A 14,197-nucleotide genomic window follows, 5' to 3' on the forward strand; every position below is an offset into this window, starting at 1 on the left:
GCTTACTCTCCGCGCAGGGCTGACACCAGCCCTTTGAATTTGCTGTTGAGCAGGGTGAAGCTGGCCTGGAAGCCGACCGCGTTTTGCGCGTAGTTCGACTGCTCCAACTGAGCGTCCACGGTGTTCTGGTCGATCGACGGTTGCATCGGCGTGCGATACAGCAACGACTCGTCGCCGTTGCCCAGGCCTTCAGCTTCGATATGTCGGCTGTTGGTCATGTTCAAGGCAAAAGTGCCGCTCTTGGTTTTCTCGTTCTGCTCGGCGAGCACTTTCGAGAAGTCCAGATCCCGAGCCTTGTAGTTCGGGGTATCGGCGTTGGCGATGTTGTTGGCCAGGACTTCGGCACGCTGGGCGCGGAAGCCCAGGGCTTGTTCGTGGATACCGAGCGCTTTATCGAAGCTGATGCTCATGTCGGGAAACCTTCGGGTGACCTGATTTTTCGTAGGATCAACTTAGCAAGCCCCATGCCAATTCAAAAAAGCCCGGAAACCGGGGCTTTGCCGGCCGTGGCAACGCGGCAATGCCAGAAAAGCGGCAACGGTTTTCCGCCGCCTGCCGCTTTTCTGCCGCTTGGCACCACGTAACCTTGTAGGAGCCGGCTTGCTGGCGATCCAGGCGCCGCAGTCATCCAGACAGACCGTGTCATCGTTCATCGCCAGCAAGCCGGCTCCTACAAGGGCACGCGGTGTAAGTTGGAAATTATCGGCCACAAAAAAGGAGCCCCAAAGGGCTCCCGTTTTTTGACAACACCAACGAAATCACTTCGCCTGGTAAATGATCCCCGGACTGCACTGGACCATCTGGTAATGATCCGGCAAGCCGTTCAGCGCTTCGGAAGCACCGAGGAACAGGTAACCGCCCGGCTTCAACGTGCTGTGGATGCGCAACAGGATGTCCTTCTTCACCTCGGCGGAGAAGTAGATCAATACGTTGCGGCAGAACACGATGTCGAACTTGCCGAGGGCCGCATAACTGTCCAGCAGGTTGAAGGAACGGAACTCCACCCGGCTCTTGATTGGCGCCTTGATCGCCCAGCGCCCCGGCCCTTTCGGGTCGAAATAACGCTGCAGGCGCTCGGGCGACAGACCGCGGCCGATCGCCAGGCTGTCGTATTCGCCGGTCTTGCAGTTGTTCAGCATGGTGCCGGACAGGTCGGTGGCAACAATCTGCACGCCCATCCGCAACTGGCCCATGTTGACCCGCTCGAACTCGTCGATGGACATCGACAGCGAATACGGTTCCTGGCCCGACGAACACGCCGCCGACCAGATGCGCAGGCGCTGGCCGGGACTGGCCTTGATCGCTTCGGGCAGTACCTTGTTCTTCAAGACTTCAAACGGGTAGGTGTCACGAAACCACAGGGTTTCGTTGGTGGTCATGGCATCCACCACCTGTTCGCGCAAACCGCTGCGCGGCTGGGTCTGCATGCGCTGAACCAGCTCACCCAAAGACTTGATGCCTTGCTGTTCCATCAGTTTGTTGAGACGGCTGGAGACCAGGTACTGCTTGTTTTCACCGAGCAAAATGCCACAGGCTTTTTCCAGGAATACCCGGAACTGTTCGAAATCCAAATTACCCGTAGACAATGATGCCGCCTCTTAAATCGCGTTGACTGCCAGGGGCGGGGCCCCTAGCTGATATCTGCTGCTTTGATCCGGTCGACTACCCGGGATGCCAGGTCATCAGGACGGAATTTGGCCAGGAAGTCATCGGCACCGACCTTCTTGACCATCGCCTGATTGAATACCCCCGACAACGAAGTATGCAGGATGATATGAAGCTTTTGCATGCGCGGGTCGTTGCGGATTTCCGCCGTCAGGGTGTACCCGTCCATCTCCGGCATCTCGATGTCGGAGATCATCATCAGGAACTCTTCTTCCGGCTTCTTGCCCTCGTCGACCAGTTTGCGCAGGTAGTCCAGCGCTTGCCGACCGTCGTTCAACGCCACCACTTCGACGCCGACCGTCTGCAGGCAACGCGTGACCTGCTTGCGTGCCACCGACGAGTCGTCGACCGTCAGCACGCGCAACGACAGCGCCTTGTGCTGGGTTTCGACATCCACCACACCGACGGAAATCGCTTCCGGCGTCGGCGCCACTTCCGCCAGCACCTTCTCGACGTCGATGATTTCGACCAACTGATTGTCGACCCGCGTCACCGCCGTCAGGTAGTGATCGCGTCCGGTGCCCTTGGGCGGCGGATGGATCTCTTCCCAGTTCATATTGACGATGCGTTCCACCGAGCGGACCAGGAAACCCCGGGTCTTGGTGTTGTACTCCGTGATGATCACGAAGGGATTGTTCTTGTCCTTCAATGCACCCGAGCCGGTCGCCATTGCCAGATCAAGGATCGGAATGGTCGCCCCCCGGATGTTCGCCACACCGCACACGACAGGACTGGACTTGGGCATCAGCGTCAGTTTGGGGCATTGCAGCACCTCCCGAACCTTGAAGACGTTGATCCCGTACAGCTGCTGGCCGTCGAGACGGAACAACAACAGCTCAAGGCGATTCTGCCCCACCAGTTGCGTGCGCTGGTTTACCGAATCCATTACACCAGCCATGCCCAGACTCCTACACCAACGCCAAGTGTTGTTGCGACGCGCCTTGATCACTAAACGGCACGGCGCTTGCTTTTTTAATCGTTATGAACACAGAACCGACATTTTTTCGACGCCTGACCACACCCTACCGCAAATGGCTTGGTGTGCTGGCGGCCGTTTGCCTGTTCAACGCTGGCAGCCCTGCCCTTGCTGACGCGGTTACCTTGCCTGACATGCTTATCGGCGTCACTCAGGGCTTTCTTGAATTCACCGTAGAAGACTATCTGGCTACCAGTCAAACGGAAGGTCGCTACGAGATCGAGGTCAAGCAGCTCGATCCGCGCATGCACATGCCCATGTGCGACAAGGAATTGACAGCAACGCTGGAGAGTCCCAAGCCCCTGGGACGCGTCACGGTCAAGGTACGTTGCGAGGGTTCCTCCCCCTGGACCGTATACGTACCCGCTCAAGTCCGCCTGTTTCGCGACGTCGTCAGCGCCGCCCGGCCACTGCGTCGCGCCGCCATTGTCGAACCCGCGGATGTGGTGCTGCGCGAGCGCGACATCAGCCTGATCAGCCAGGGCTACCTGACCTCCCTCGACCAGGCGATCGGGCAGCGACTGACCCGACCAATGGTCGCCGACCAAGTGATTACCCTGGTGCATATCGAACAGGCCGAGGTCATCCGCAAGGGCGATCAGGTGGTCATTACCGCACGCAGCGGTACGCTCAGCGTGCGCATGCCGGGTGAAGCCCTGTCGAACGGCAGCCTGAGCGAACAGATCCGGGTGAAAAACCTCAATTCCCAGCGGGTCATCAAGGCGCAGGTCATGGCGCCGGGGCAGGTGGAAGTGTCCATGTAAGGCTCTGTGTTCATCGCAATGTGGCGCTTGCCGCGGCTGTTCCCTAGACTGTGCTCCATGCAGGGCAAGCGCTGACGCGCGCGAGGTTCATTGATAAATGAGCCTAAAGTTTTCCAGGGAATGGCCGAAAACATGGCAAGCGTCCAAATTCCCAGAGGTTTTTTATCATGGTCATCGATTTCAGCCGTTTGAACAGCTCCTCGTCCCTGACGGGCAGTACACGTACCAGCGCCAGCAAGGACAGCGCCGAAACCGGCAAAACCGCGCCGCTGGAGTCCGCGGCCGAACAGGCCGGCACCGTCAAAAGCGGGGAATCGGTACATCTCAGCAATGAGGCTCAACAGTTGCAGAAGGTCACTGACAAGCTGCGCGATCAGCCTGCCGTCGACAACGCCCGCGTGGCCGAGTTGAAAGCAGCGATTGCCGATGGCAGCTATAAAGTCGACAGCAACCGTGTAGCCAGCAAACTGCTCAACTTCGAAGCCCAGCGCTAGGCCACCGCCGGCGCCAGGCTTTTGGACGCTTAAAACCCAAGGCCAGCCATGCACGACACTAATCTACTGCAACTGATCACCGACGATTTTGCCCCGGCGCAACACCTGCTGGAATTACTGCGCACCGAATCCCTCGCCTTGCATGGCCGCGACATGCCATTGCTCGAGGACATCCTGGCGCAGAAACAGGCATTGGTCGTCTTGCTCGAACAGCATGGCCGCAAGCGCAGTGAAATCCTCGCCAGCCTCAACCTGCCGACCAACCGTGGCGGTCTTGAGCAATTGGCCAGTCAATCGAGCATTGGCGAGCAATTGCTCGCGCAAAGTGACGTACTGACCGATCTCCTGGCCCAGTGCCAAGCCATCAACGCCAACAACGGCCAGTCGATCCTCACTCAGCAGGTCGCTACGGCCACTCAGCTGAAAATCCTCACCGGTGGTGAAACCCCGGCGCTTTACGATGCCAGCGGAACATTCTCCAAGCTTGCTAAGCCGCGCCCGCTCAGTCAGGCTTAGGCCGCTCGATGAGCCCGCTCTATCCAAGACGCGAAAGATGCTGGCAGAATGCTGGCCAGTCGTAGTCAAATTTTGTCTGGAGATTGATTAACCGTGTCCAATGCCTTATCCGTGGATGATTCGCCGCAGCCACCCAAGGTGCTCTCCACGCCCTTGGAAATCTCCAGCAACCTGCGCCAGCTGCTCGAAAGCCATGACCCGCTGATCATCACGTTCCATGAGCGCAGCCAGCGCTTCCAGAGCTATCTGGTGGACCTGGACCGTGAAAGCAACATGATCGCCCTGGACGAAATGATCCCCCGTGATGGCGAGCGCTACCTGATGGCGGGCGAACCCTTCAGGGTCGAAGGCTTCCACGAAGGCGTGCGCATTGCCTGGGAAAGCAACGGCCCATTGAACATCGACGAATCCGGTGGCAGCCGCTGCTATCGCGGGCCCCTGCCCGATGAAGTCTCGTACCACCAGCGCCGCAATGCGTTCCGCGCGGCGTTGAAGCTGGCACAACTGGTCAACGTCAACCTCGACGGCGAAAAGCTCAAGGCGCCCATCAGCGGCAAGCTGCTGGATATTTCCGCTACCGGGTGCAAATTGCGTTTCGACGGCGACATCACCGGCAGCCTGCAACTGGGCCAGGTTTACGACCGTTTCAACGCCGACCTGCCCTTTGGCAAGATGACCGCTCCGGTCGAGTTGCGTTATCTGCACTTCGAAGAAAAGATCTCCACCACCTTCGCCGGCGTTCGCTTCCACAACATGAGCGGGCTGGTGCAGCGCCAGGTCGAGCGCTTCGTCTACCAGTTGCAACGCGAAGCACGTCGGTTCGACAAAGACGATCTCTGATAGATAGCTTCAACAAAAAACGGGCAGTCCCTTGTGGTGACTGCCCGTTTTTTTTATGCCCTGGATTTAAGGCCTGGCCTCGCTGAAATTAGGGTCCCGCCCTGTATCCGGGTCTTGTGGCGGCTGACCGGTTTCAGTTTCAGTTTCAGGTTCTGCTTCAGGCTCTGACCCGTTGCTCACCGGATTTTGCATCTGCTCCTGCACCACCTGCTCGTCAACACGCGGATCGAGGCAGGCCACCAGCGGTGAACTCGTCATGTTGTCCGGCATGGCCACGTGATGCAGCGGCGCATCTTCCACCTGGTGCAGGTTGGTCACGGCTTTCGGACGAATCCGCCACACCAGCACCAACGCAAAGAAACTGAAAAACGCGTAAAGCATCTGGCTGCCGAACAACTTCATCAGCACGCCTGCCACCAGCGGTCCAATACTCGCTCCAACGCCGTAGGTCACCAGCAACATCGCCGTCAGGGACACCCGGCGATCACCCTCGACATGGTCGTTGGAGAACGCCACCGCCAGCGGATACAGGCAGAACTGCACCAGCGAACAGATGAAACCGGCGATAAACAGAACCTCCAGCGGCACCTTCGGCATGATCGCCAGCGGCAGTGCCGCCAGGGCCAGGCTGAACGCAAAACTGCGGATCAACACAGCCCGATCGTAGCGGTCGGACAACCAGCCCAACGGCCACTGCACCAGCAACCCGGCAAAAATGCAGCTACCCATGAACAGACCGACCTGCTCCGTGGATAACCCCTGCTGCGAGGCATACAGCGGCGCCAGACCATAAAACGAACCGACGATCAGGCCCGCCCCGAGCACCGTGCTCAATGACTGCGGCACGCGCTTGATAAAGAACCGTGGTTCCATGGGCGCCGGATGCAAGGGCGCGGGGTGAATCCGGCGCGTCAGTGCCACCGGCACCAGGCACAGGGCGAAACACAGGGCAACCAGCATCAGCAGCTCCAGCCCCAGTGCCGGGTGCATGACCAGGATCAGCTGCCCCAACACCAGGCCCAGGTAGGAAGCGATCATGTAACCGCTGAACACCAGCCCGCGCTGTTTGGCTTCGGCCTGCTCGTTCAGCCAGCTCTCGATCACCATGTACTGGCACATCATGCCGAGGCCGACGATCACCCGCAGGAACAGCCAGGCCGGCAGCCAGTCGACCAGGCCATGGCCCAGCACCGCCGCGCCGACGATCCCGGCACAGGCCGAGTAAGCCCGGATATGCCCGACCCGGGCAATCAAGCGGTGACCGATCTTGCCCCCCAGCACCAGGCCGAAATAGTTGGCGGCCATCAACGCACCGACCCACAGGCTGTCGACATTGTCGGCCGCCAGGCGCAAGCCCAGGTAAGTACTCAACAGGCCCGAGCCGATCAACATCATCAGCGAGGCGAAATACAGCGCTCGAAAGGATTTCCAGATTTGGCGCAACGAGCGACTCCTTGCAGTGAGAATCGGCTATCGCTAAACGATAGCCGGATGTCGACGGGTCGTCAGGCCTGGGCTGCTAAAACACGCCGTTCCCAGGGAGTAATTTCATCATAAAAACTGGTCAGTTCCAGGGTCTTCGAAGCGATGTAGCCTTCGATGAATTCCGCACCGAACAGTTCCTTGGCCAACTGGCTACGTTTCAGACGCTCGAGTGCCGCATGCAAGGTACAGGGCAACGAAAGATTATCCGGCACTTCGAACTCACCCTGGATCGGCGCGCTCGGCTCCAATGCGTTCTCGATGCCATGCAACCCGGCCGCCAGGCTTGCGGCAATCGCCAGATAGGGGTTGGCATCAGCCCCCGGCAAGCGGTTCTCGACCCGACGGGCCACCGGCAAGCTGGCCGGGATGCGCAGGCCCGCCGCCCGGTTGTCGTGGGACCAGCAGGCATTGTTCGGCGAGGCGTAGGGGTGGCACAAGCGCTGGTAGGAGTTCACGTTCGGCGCAAACAACGCGGTGAAGTCGGCCATGCAGGCTTGCTGGCCGGCAATGAAGTGGCGGAAGGTGGCTGTCTCCTGCCCCGCCTCATCGCTGAACACGTTACGCCCCGAACCGATTTCGACGACGCTCTGGTGAATATGCATCGAACTGCCCGGCGTATGCGCCAGCGGCTTGGCCATGCACACCACGCTGAGGCCATGCTTGAGGGCAACTTCCTTGAGCAAATGCTTGAACAGAAAGGTCTGGTCGGCCAGCAGCAACGGATCGCCATGCAGCAGATTGATCTCGAATTGGCTCACGCCCATTTCGTGCATGAACGTATCGCGCGGCAACCCCAGGGCCGCCATGCACGCGTAGACCTCATTGAAGAACGGCCGCAAGCCATTGTTGGAACTGACGCTGAACGCCGACTGACCATCCTCGCGACGCCCGTCCAGCCCCAACGGTGGCTGGAACGGCTGGGTCGGGTCGGTGTTCGGCGCAAACACGAAGAATTCAAGCTCGGTCGCCACCACGGGCGCCAGGCCACGGGCAGCGTAACGGGCAATCACCGCCTTGAGCTGGCCACGGGTCGACAGATTGGAGCTGGTGGTGGTGCCCAGTTCATCCGCGTCGCAAATGGCGAAGGCACGCGGCGGGTTGCTCCAGGGCAAGCGGTGAATCTGTGCCGGGTCCGGAATCAGCGCCAGGTCGCCATCATCGCTGCCGTAAAAACGTGCTGGCGGGTATCCGCCCATGATGCATTGCAGCAGCACACCCCGCGCCAACTGCAACCGTCGACCGTCGAGAAAGCCCTCGCTGGTCATCACCTTGCCCCGTGGAACGCCGTTCAAATCCGGCGTGACACATTCAACTTCATCAATGCCCGTCAATCGCTGCGCGAGTGAACTCAGGCCAACGGTCGTCATGACGCTATCCTTGTTATTGTGCGGGCCGCGAACGGCGACCGTACAAAATAGGCTCCGCGTGTTCGGAATTTCAAGCAGCGTCGATAAATATGCTGCCGGTCAGGGCAGGTACAGGCGGAACACGCCACCCCCCAAGGGTCCGCCATTGCTGATTTCGGTACGTCCGCCGACGCCGTTGCGTTGATGCAGCGCGGCGATTCGCCCGGCGAAGTACAGGCCCAGCCCGGTGCTGCCGGTGGTTTGGTTGATGCCCTGCACATAATCGGCCTGACGCTCGAGCATCTGCGCCGGATACCCCGGGCCATCGTCATTGATGGTCAACACCAGTTGCCCGGCTTCGTCGCTGACGCTGATCAAAACGGCATGCCGTGCAAAACGGATGGCGTTGTTGATGCAGTTGGCCAGGACCGAGGCAATCAACTCACGATCGAAGAAACCCAGCGGGCTCAGCGGGTCCACTTCATAGGTGGCCATGATGCCGCGGCTGGCGAACACTTCCTGATGGCAGGCCAGCTGCGCTTCGATGAAGTCGTCCAGTTCATGGTAGGCCGGTTGCAACGGCATCTGGTTGACGCCGAGCTTATACAGCCCCAGCAACTGCACCAGCATGCCGTTGAGGTGGGCGAACTCGAAGTCGATCACGCCCTGCTCCAGCGTCTGCTGCGCCGACGCCGGCAATCGCGCCAGCCACTGGCTGTGGGCCTGCATCAGCATGGCCAGCGAGTTCTTCATATCGTGCACGGTCGAGGCAATCACCGTGGAGAAATCCATTGCCTGTTGGTCGTCGTTCATTGGCCAAACGCCTTGCTTTTCAGCTTCTGGTAACGCGCAAAGCGCGCGTCGGAGTCGGGCATCAGACCGACCATTTTCAGACAGGTCCGACATTCTTCCAGCTCCGCCGAAGCAACGCCGGTATCGGTGCCGTGCAACAACGACTGCGCCAGGTTGAGGGCGATACTGATGTTCTTCGGTTGCATCGCCAGGGCTTTGCGAAAGACCTGCCGCGCCTCGACCAGATTGCCGGTCTTGTACACGCGCACGCCCTGACGGTTGAGTTCCGCCGCGGCATTGCCGGAATTGAGGATGCTCGGGTCGTCGGTCTGCTTGGCGATGTCCTTCATCACCGCCGGATCGTCGCCGTAGATTTCCACGCAGTTTTTCAGCATGGCGGTGCCGGCCTCGGTCTGCCCGAGCATCTTCAATTGCTTGGCCACCAGCAACGCCGCTTCGGCGCTCATGAATTGCTCCATGCCATCGAGGCGCAACAGCGCTTGCTCGGTGAGCTTGTCGGCCGTTTCCGCATCGTTGATCAGCATGCTGGTGGCCTTCATCAAGCGCGCACGAATCTGCAGGCCCGGGTCGCCGGGGTTGTCCTTGGCCACGGCGCTCAGCGTGGTATTGATTTCCAGCCGGGTGCGGGTATCCAGGCCCCTGTCGCTGCCCTTGCTGATCAAGGCGTGAGCCAGGCCGAGGTTGCTTTCAGGGTCCTTGAAGCGTGACTGCGCGCCCTGGGCCACCGCCTGACGATAGGCTTTTGAAGCGGTGTCGAAGTCCTCGTTGGTCATCGCCAGCTTGCCGAGCAATGCTTGCCGGCGGACCGCCAGCGGCGACAGGCGAATCGCCTCTTCGAGAACGCGCTGCGCGCCCTTGGTGTCGCCTTCGGCGACCAGCACGTCAGCCATGCCGTCATACAGCGAAGGCATCATCGGGAAGACTTTCAGGGCTTTTTCGTAGACGCCTTTGGCCTGTCCGACCTGACCGCGCTTGAACAGCAACTTGCCCAGGCCGGCAAACGCCCACGGCAAAGGACGGTCGGCGATGATGCCGTCGTAAAGACGCTCCAGCGCCTCGTTCTGATTGAGGTCGCGCAAGGCATCGGCGCGAAAGCGCAGGCACAACGGCGAATAGCGGATGTCCTGCTTGCACAGGGCGATGCAGGCGTTGAGCACCTCCATCGGCTTGCCCCGGTCGAGGGCCTGCAGGATCGGTTTGAGCAGCGTCTTGCGCTGCTCCAGGCGCTCCAGGCGCTGGGCCAGGCTGGAACGGTTGAACGGCTTGGTCAGGTAGGCATCGGGCTCATGCTCCAGCGCGCTGAGCACCATGGCCTGGCTGGTTTCGGCGGTGACCATGACGAACACCGCTTCGTGGCTGATCAGCTTTTCTTCCATCAGGTCTTCGAGCACCTGCTGGCCGTTCTTCTTGCCGTCGCCCAGGTGAAAATCCTGCAGGATGAAATCGTAGGCCTTCTGCGAGCACATTTTCAGCGCCTGCTCGCCGGTGTCGGCAGTGTCCACTTCCTTGACGCCCAGTTCGCGCAACATCGACCGAACCGAACTGCGGAAGTCCGAGAAATCATCGACGATCAGAAAACGCTTTTGGTGATACGACAGCATCGAAGATTTCCAGGCAATTTAAGAAGAACAACCCAAAGGCAAATGCGCAGCCGGCCCCTGACTGTCCGGGTTATCGGCCAGCAGTGGCGTTCCCTTGAGAACCTTCCCCAACGCTTGATCCGAATAAGTGAAGGCGCTACTGAAAACGAGACATCGCGCACAAAAAAGCCCCGTCGGAATCAATTTTCCGACGGGGCTTTTGTGCACAGCGAAGCGCTGATGAATGATGGTGTCCCAGGGCAGGTTCGAACTGCCAACCTTCCCCTTAGGAGGGGGATGCTCTATCCAATTGAGCTACTGAGACACAAGTCGGTCGCGAAGAAACGCGACGCGATGGACGGCGTGCATGTTAACGGCCGGGCCTGCATTTGTCATGTCGTCCGTAGGCTTTTTAAGTGTAGGAAGAAGCCTCTGCCGGGCGCGGATTCGTTTACCGTGCAAATTGCATCACCTCAAAAAGCCATCATTGCAAAATGCAATGCAGCGCCTTACCAAAAATAACTTAATACATTGTTTTTAAAGAATTTAATTGCCGATAGACTCTGGCATGCGAGCTGCTTCCACTGTTCTCACAGAACAACCGAGGCCAGCGCCATGAATAGTGCCCTTTTACTCTCGAATGCAATCGCCCTGACGGTTTTGCTGGGTTTTCATTATTTCCCCGAGAGTGGTGCTACGCAGGTTGCCCAGCGAATGCCCCATTACCTTCAACTGCAGAAAGCACCGCAGTTGGCCGTGATGAGCGACCAGCACGGCTTTGTCAGCCAGGACGTCAGCCAGGAAAACATCCTGGTAGCGACTCCACCTGCCGAACGTTTGGTTTTTTGAATGACCCCCACCAGGAGCACAGCATGTCCAAATCAGCCTCGAGCTTTCTCATCCTCGCCTTGTCGAGCGGCATTTTTCATCGGGTCTTGACCCAGGACATGGTCGTCACCCTCCCCCTGATCGCCTGCGGTGTATTCAGCGCTCTGTTCGTGCTCGCATTGATTGCCGGGCGCAAGATCAAGTTTGATCCGGTACTGCGCTGATCCTGGCTTGGCAGTCCCGGTGCAAGGGCCTGCCATCCATCCCCAATTCATCCCCTCTATACGACTCCCCCTAGTAAATCGGCCATTTGCCACTATTCTGTATAGGTATGGAACAGTGATCGAGTGCGTTGTTTCTGCCCTTGGGCAACCTTTTGTCGGGCGGAGAAAGCGTTAAGCGATACGGCCGGTCGAACTTTTCAAACCAGTCCGCATTTCTGATAATTGGTGCTGGCAGAACGCCTTTATCCAGTTCAATATTTGTCACAGAATTGACGCCAAGGATCTGGCTGGCTTGAGGCATGATGCGCGCTTCTATCAATTCAGGTTGAACATTTGGTCAGAGCGCTTGTCCTACCAGACATCCTGCGGCCAATCCCGAAAACCGCTCCCCTGAACTAACCGGTTAAATATATGCGCCCATTGAAACAGGCAATTTATTCCAGCCGTACGGCTGACAAGTTCGTCGTACGTCTGCCAGACGGAATGCGTGAACGCATTGCCGAAGTGGCTCGCAACCATCATCGCAGCATGAACTCCGAAATCATTGCGCGCCTTGAGCAGAGTCTTATTCAGGAAGGCGCACTGGGAGAAGAGTTGAGCATGCGCCTGGACAGCCCGGAGCTTTCCTTGCACGAACGCGAGCTGCTGCAACGCTTCCGCCAACTCTCCCACCGACAGCAGAACGCCCTCGTCTCGCTGATCGCACATGATGCTGAAATGGCCGCCGACGCGTCCTGATTCAGCCAGAAAGCTCAAGCCAGCCTGATCGCTGGCTTTTTTTTGGGCATTTACTGGACACTGCTTCCTTGTAGGAGCTGGCTTGCCAGCGATGGTCGTTAACGATAACGCGTGTACCTGGATAAACGCGGCGCATTTGAGTCCATCGCCAGCAAGCCGGCTCCTACAATTCCCCGGTTGCTAACGATATCGCGTGTGAACCGGATAAACGCGGCGCACTTGAGTCCATCGCCGGCAAGCCGGCTCCTACAGCTATTGCGTTGTCGGTGCTTCCTGAAATCCGGGCACAAAAAAACCCGCCAATTGGCGGGTTTTTACTGGGCAGTGCCTCAGAGCAGGAAGATTGTTGCCAAGCCGAGGAAGATGAAAAAGCCGCCGCTGTCGGTCACGGCCGTGATCATCACGCTGGCACCCATTGCCGGATCGCGCCCCATCTTCGCCAGGGTCATCGGAATCAAGACCCCCATCAATGCCGCCAGCAGCAGGTTGAGCGTCATCGCGGCGGTCATCACCACGCCCAGAGACCAGCTGCCGTACAGCAGATAGGCGACGACACCGATCACCCCGCCCCAGATCACGCCGTTGATCAACGCGACGGCCAATTCCTTGCGCATCAGGCGCGAGGTATTGCCGGTACTCACCTGGTCCAGCGCCATGGCCCGGACAATCATGGTGATGGTCTGGTTGCCCGAGTTGCCGCCAATGCCCGCCACGATCGGCATCAATGCCGCCAGCGCCACCAGTTTCTCGATCGAACCTTCAAACAGACCGATGACCCGGGAGGCCACGAACGCGGTAATCAGGTTGATCGCCAGCCAGGCCCAACGGTTGCGCAGGGACTTCCAGACCGAAGCAAAAATGTCTTCTTCTTCCCGCAGACCCGCCATGTTGAGAACTTCGCTTTCGCTCTCTTCACGGATCAGGTCGACCATTTCGTCGATGGTCAGACGGCCGATCAGCTTGCCGTTCTTGTCGACCACGGGCGCCGAGATCAAGTCGTAACGCTCGAACGCCTGGGCGGCGTCGTAGGCGTCTTCGTCCGGGTGAAAACTTACCGGGTCGCTGGCCATCACCTCGGCAACCTGTTTGTCCGGATCGTTGACCAGCAAACGCTTGATCGGCAACACGCCCTTGAGCACGCCGTCGTAATCGACCACGAACAGCTTGTCGGTATGGCCCGGCAACTCTTTGAGACGGCGCAGATAACGCAAGACCACTTCAAGGCTGACATCCTCGCGGATGGTCACCATCTCGAAGTCCATCAACGCACCGACCTGCTCCTCGTCGTAGGACAGTGCCGAACGCACGCGCTCGCGTTGTTGCTGGTCGAGGGTCTCCATGAGCTCATGGACGACGTCTCGCGGCAGCTCGGAGGCCAGGTCAGCGAGTTCGTCGGCATCCATGTCCTTGGCCGCAGCCAGGAGCTCGTGATCATCCATGTCGGCGATCAGCGATTCACGAACCGAATCTGATACTTCAAGAAGGATGTCGCCGTCGCGATCGGCCTTGACCAATTGCCACAGCGTCAGACGATCGTCCAGCGGCAGGGCTTCAAGGATGTAGGCGACGTCGGCGGAGTGCAGGTCATCGAGCTTGCGTTGCAACTCGACGAGGTTCTGCCGGTGGACCAGGTTCTCGACCCGGTCATGATGCGGGCCTTCCTGGCGGTGAGTCAGGTCTTCTACTACTCGCTGGCGCTGCAGCAACTCAACCACCTGAGCCAGGCGATCCTGCAAGCTTTCCTGCGTTTTCTTTACTTCGATTTCAGACATAGGCGAACTCCACTCCCAGCAGCGGGGCACGCCGGAAGGATCAATCAGTCAATTCATGATTGGTAAAACTAGGTACTGAGTAACTACTGGGTAAGTCCATGGAGGTATTCCACAAGCCCCGGCGGGGCTGACGGGCGCAATGATACACCGCCTGAC

The 14,197-nt window shown here is 59.0% G+C and carries 15 protein-coding genes and 1 tRNA gene; 7 read left to right on the top strand and 9 right to left on the bottom strand.

Annotation, left to right across the window (positions count from 1 at the left end):
• Nucleotides 1-2 precede the first annotated feature (2 nt).
• The 3 genes from flgB to AB4O16_RS09500 all read right to left on the bottom strand — a co-directional run bounded on the left by flgB (nucleotide 3) and on the right by AB4O16_RS09500 (nucleotide 2,563).
• Complete coding sequence (flgB, locus tag AB4O16_RS09490; RefSeq protein WP_460157589.1) at nucleotides 3-410, bottom strand: flagellar basal body rod protein FlgB; 408 nt, start codon at nucleotides 408-410, stop codon at nucleotides 3-5.
• A gap of 348 nt (nucleotides 411-758) precedes the next feature.
• On the bottom strand, nucleotides 759-1,586 hold the full coding sequence (gene cheR / locus AB4O16_RS09495; protein ID WP_110662516.1) for a protein-glutamate O-methyltransferase CheR: 828 nt from the start codon (nucleotides 1,584-1,586) through the stop codon (nucleotides 759-761).
• A 44-nt stretch (nucleotides 1,587-1,630) separates the two neighbouring features.
• Nucleotides 1,631-2,563 (bottom strand): chemotaxis protein CheV, encoded by a 933-nt coding sequence (locus AB4O16_RS09500; RefSeq protein WP_460157590.1) that lies wholly within the window; start codon nucleotides 2,561-2,563, stop codon nucleotides 1,631-1,633.
• Between the two features lie 83 nt (nucleotides 2,564-2,646).
• On the opposite strand from AB4O16_RS09500, the gene flgA reads away from it, so the two are divergent.
• The 4 genes from flgA to AB4O16_RS09520 all read left to right on the top strand — a co-directional run bounded on the left by flgA (nucleotide 2,647) and on the right by AB4O16_RS09520 (nucleotide 5,255).
• Entirely contained in the window at nucleotides 2,647-3,405 is a 759-nt protein-coding gene (gene flgA, locus AB4O16_RS09505) for a flagellar basal body P-ring formation chaperone FlgA (protein ID WP_460157591.1), read from the top strand.
• 167 nt (nucleotides 3,406-3,572) lie between these two features.
• Nucleotides 3,573-3,899: a flagellar biosynthesis anti-sigma factor FlgM gene (gene flgM / locus AB4O16_RS09510; RefSeq protein ID WP_160389695.1), complete on the top strand. Its 327-nt coding sequence runs from the start codon at nucleotides 3,573-3,575 to the stop codon at nucleotides 3,897-3,899.
• Nucleotides 3,900-3,947: 48 nt separating this feature from the next.
• Nucleotides 3,948-4,415, top strand: coding sequence for a flagella synthesis protein FlgN (locus AB4O16_RS09515; protein ID WP_160389696.1), 468 nt, complete (start codon nucleotides 3,948-3,950; stop codon nucleotides 4,413-4,415).
• A 93-nt stretch (nucleotides 4,416-4,508) separates the two neighbouring features.
• Nucleotides 4,509-5,255, top strand: a complete 747-nt coding sequence (locus AB4O16_RS09520) for a flagellar brake protein (protein ID WP_460157592.1) — start codon at nucleotides 4,509-4,511, stop codon at nucleotides 5,253-5,255.
• 66 nt (nucleotides 5,256-5,321) lie between these two features.
• Here AB4O16_RS09520 and AB4O16_RS09525 read toward each other — a convergent pair whose 3' ends face one another.
• The 5 genes from AB4O16_RS09525 to AB4O16_RS09545 form a co-directional block, all read right to left on the bottom strand.
• Nucleotides 5,322-6,698: an MFS transporter gene (locus AB4O16_RS09525; protein WP_460157593.1), complete on the bottom strand. Its 1,377-nt coding sequence runs from the start codon at nucleotides 6,696-6,698 to the stop codon at nucleotides 5,322-5,324.
• A 62-nt stretch (nucleotides 6,699-6,760) separates the two neighbouring features.
• The gene (locus AB4O16_RS09530) at nucleotides 6,761-8,005 is read right to left on the bottom strand and encodes a glutamine synthetase family protein (RefSeq protein WP_460158048.1); all 1,245 of its coding nucleotides are present in this window, start codon (nucleotides 8,003-8,005) and stop codon (nucleotides 6,761-6,763) included.
• Nucleotides 8,006-8,206: 201 nt separating this feature from the next.
• Complete coding sequence (locus tag AB4O16_RS09535) at nucleotides 8,207-8,899, bottom strand: sensor histidine kinase (RefSeq protein ID WP_460157594.1); 693 nt, start codon at nucleotides 8,897-8,899, stop codon at nucleotides 8,207-8,209.
• A complete protein-coding gene (locus tag AB4O16_RS09540; protein WP_460157595.1) occupies nucleotides 8,896-10,500 on the bottom strand; it encodes a response regulator in 1,605 nt (534 codons plus the stop codon). The genes AB4O16_RS09535 and AB4O16_RS09540 overlap by 4 nt, the downstream gene beginning before the upstream one ends.
• Before the next feature lie 227 nt (nucleotides 10,501-10,727).
• Nucleotides 10,728-10,804, bottom strand: a tRNA-Arg gene (locus AB4O16_RS09545).
• Between the two features lie 290 nt (nucleotides 10,805-11,094).
• Here AB4O16_RS09545 and AB4O16_RS09550 point away from each other — a divergent pair.
• From AB4O16_RS09550 to AB4O16_RS09560, 3 genes are all read left to right on the top strand, one after another.
• Nucleotides 11,095-11,328 (top strand): hypothetical protein, encoded by a 234-nt coding sequence (locus AB4O16_RS09550; RefSeq protein ID WP_160389702.1) that lies wholly within the window; start codon nucleotides 11,095-11,097, stop codon nucleotides 11,326-11,328.
• Between the two features lie 23 nt (nucleotides 11,329-11,351).
• A complete protein-coding gene (locus tag AB4O16_RS09555) occupies nucleotides 11,352-11,531 on the top strand; it encodes a PA3371 family protein (RefSeq protein WP_460157596.1) in 180 nt (59 codons plus the stop codon).
• A gap of 411 nt (nucleotides 11,532-11,942) precedes the next feature.
• Entirely contained in the window at nucleotides 11,943-12,269 is a 327-nt protein-coding gene (locus AB4O16_RS09560; protein WP_003178899.1) for an Arc family DNA-binding protein, read from the top strand.
• Between the two features lie 329 nt (nucleotides 12,270-12,598).
• On the opposite strand, the gene mgtE is transcribed toward AB4O16_RS09560, so the two are convergent.
• A complete protein-coding gene (mgtE, locus tag AB4O16_RS09565) occupies nucleotides 12,599-14,041 on the bottom strand; it encodes a magnesium transporter (RefSeq protein WP_160389704.1) in 1,443 nt (480 codons plus the stop codon).
• Between the last annotated feature and the right edge of the window lie 156 nt (nucleotides 14,042-14,197).

It is taken from the genome of Pseudomonas sp. S2_H10 (assembly GCF_054668285.1).

What these genes read in the sequence shown, in the direction of transcription:
- flgB (WP_460157589.1), bottom strand. Translation starts at nt 410, where the DNA reads ATGAGCATCAGCTTCGATAAAGCGCTCGGTATCCACGAACAAGCCCTG.
- AB4O16_RS09535 (WP_460157594.1), bottom strand. Translation starts at nt 8,899, where the DNA reads ATGAACGACGACCAACAGGCAATGGATTTCTCCACGGTGATTGCCTCG.
- AB4O16_RS09555 (WP_460157596.1), top strand. Translation starts at nt 11,352, where the DNA reads ATGTCCAAATCAGCCTCGAGCTTTCTCATCCTCGCCTTGTCGAGCGGC.
- mgtE (WP_160389704.1), bottom strand. Translation starts at nt 14,041, where the DNA reads ATGTCTGAAATCGAAGTAAAGAAAACGCAGGAAAGCTTGCAGGATCGC.
- AB4O16_RS09530 (WP_460158048.1), bottom strand. Translation starts at nt 8,005, where the DNA reads ATGACCAGCGAGGGCTTTCTCGACGGTCGACGGTTGCAGTTGGCGCGG.
- flgM (WP_160389695.1), top strand. Translation starts at nt 3,573, where the DNA reads ATGGTCATCGATTTCAGCCGTTTGAACAGCTCCTCGTCCCTGACGGGC.
- AB4O16_RS09500 (WP_460157590.1), bottom strand. Translation starts at nt 2,563, where the DNA reads ATGGCTGGTGTAATGGATTCGGTAAACCAGCGCACGCAACTGGTGGGG.
- AB4O16_RS09540 (WP_460157595.1), bottom strand. Translation starts at nt 10,500, where the DNA reads ATGCTGTCGTATCACCAAAAGCGTTTTCTGATCGTCGATGATTTCTCG.
- AB4O16_RS09550 (WP_160389702.1), top strand. Translation starts at nt 11,095, where the DNA reads ATGAATAGTGCCCTTTTACTCTCGAATGCAATCGCCCTGACGGTTTTG.
- AB4O16_RS09515 (WP_160389696.1), top strand. Translation starts at nt 3,948, where the DNA reads ATGCACGACACTAATCTACTGCAACTGATCACCGACGATTTTGCCCCG.
- flgA (WP_460157591.1), top strand. Translation starts at nt 2,647, where the DNA reads ATGAACACAGAACCGACATTTTTTCGACGCCTGACCACACCCTACCGC.
- AB4O16_RS09560 (WP_003178899.1), top strand. Translation starts at nt 11,943, where the DNA reads ATGCGCCCATTGAAACAGGCAATTTATTCCAGCCGTACGGCTGACAAG.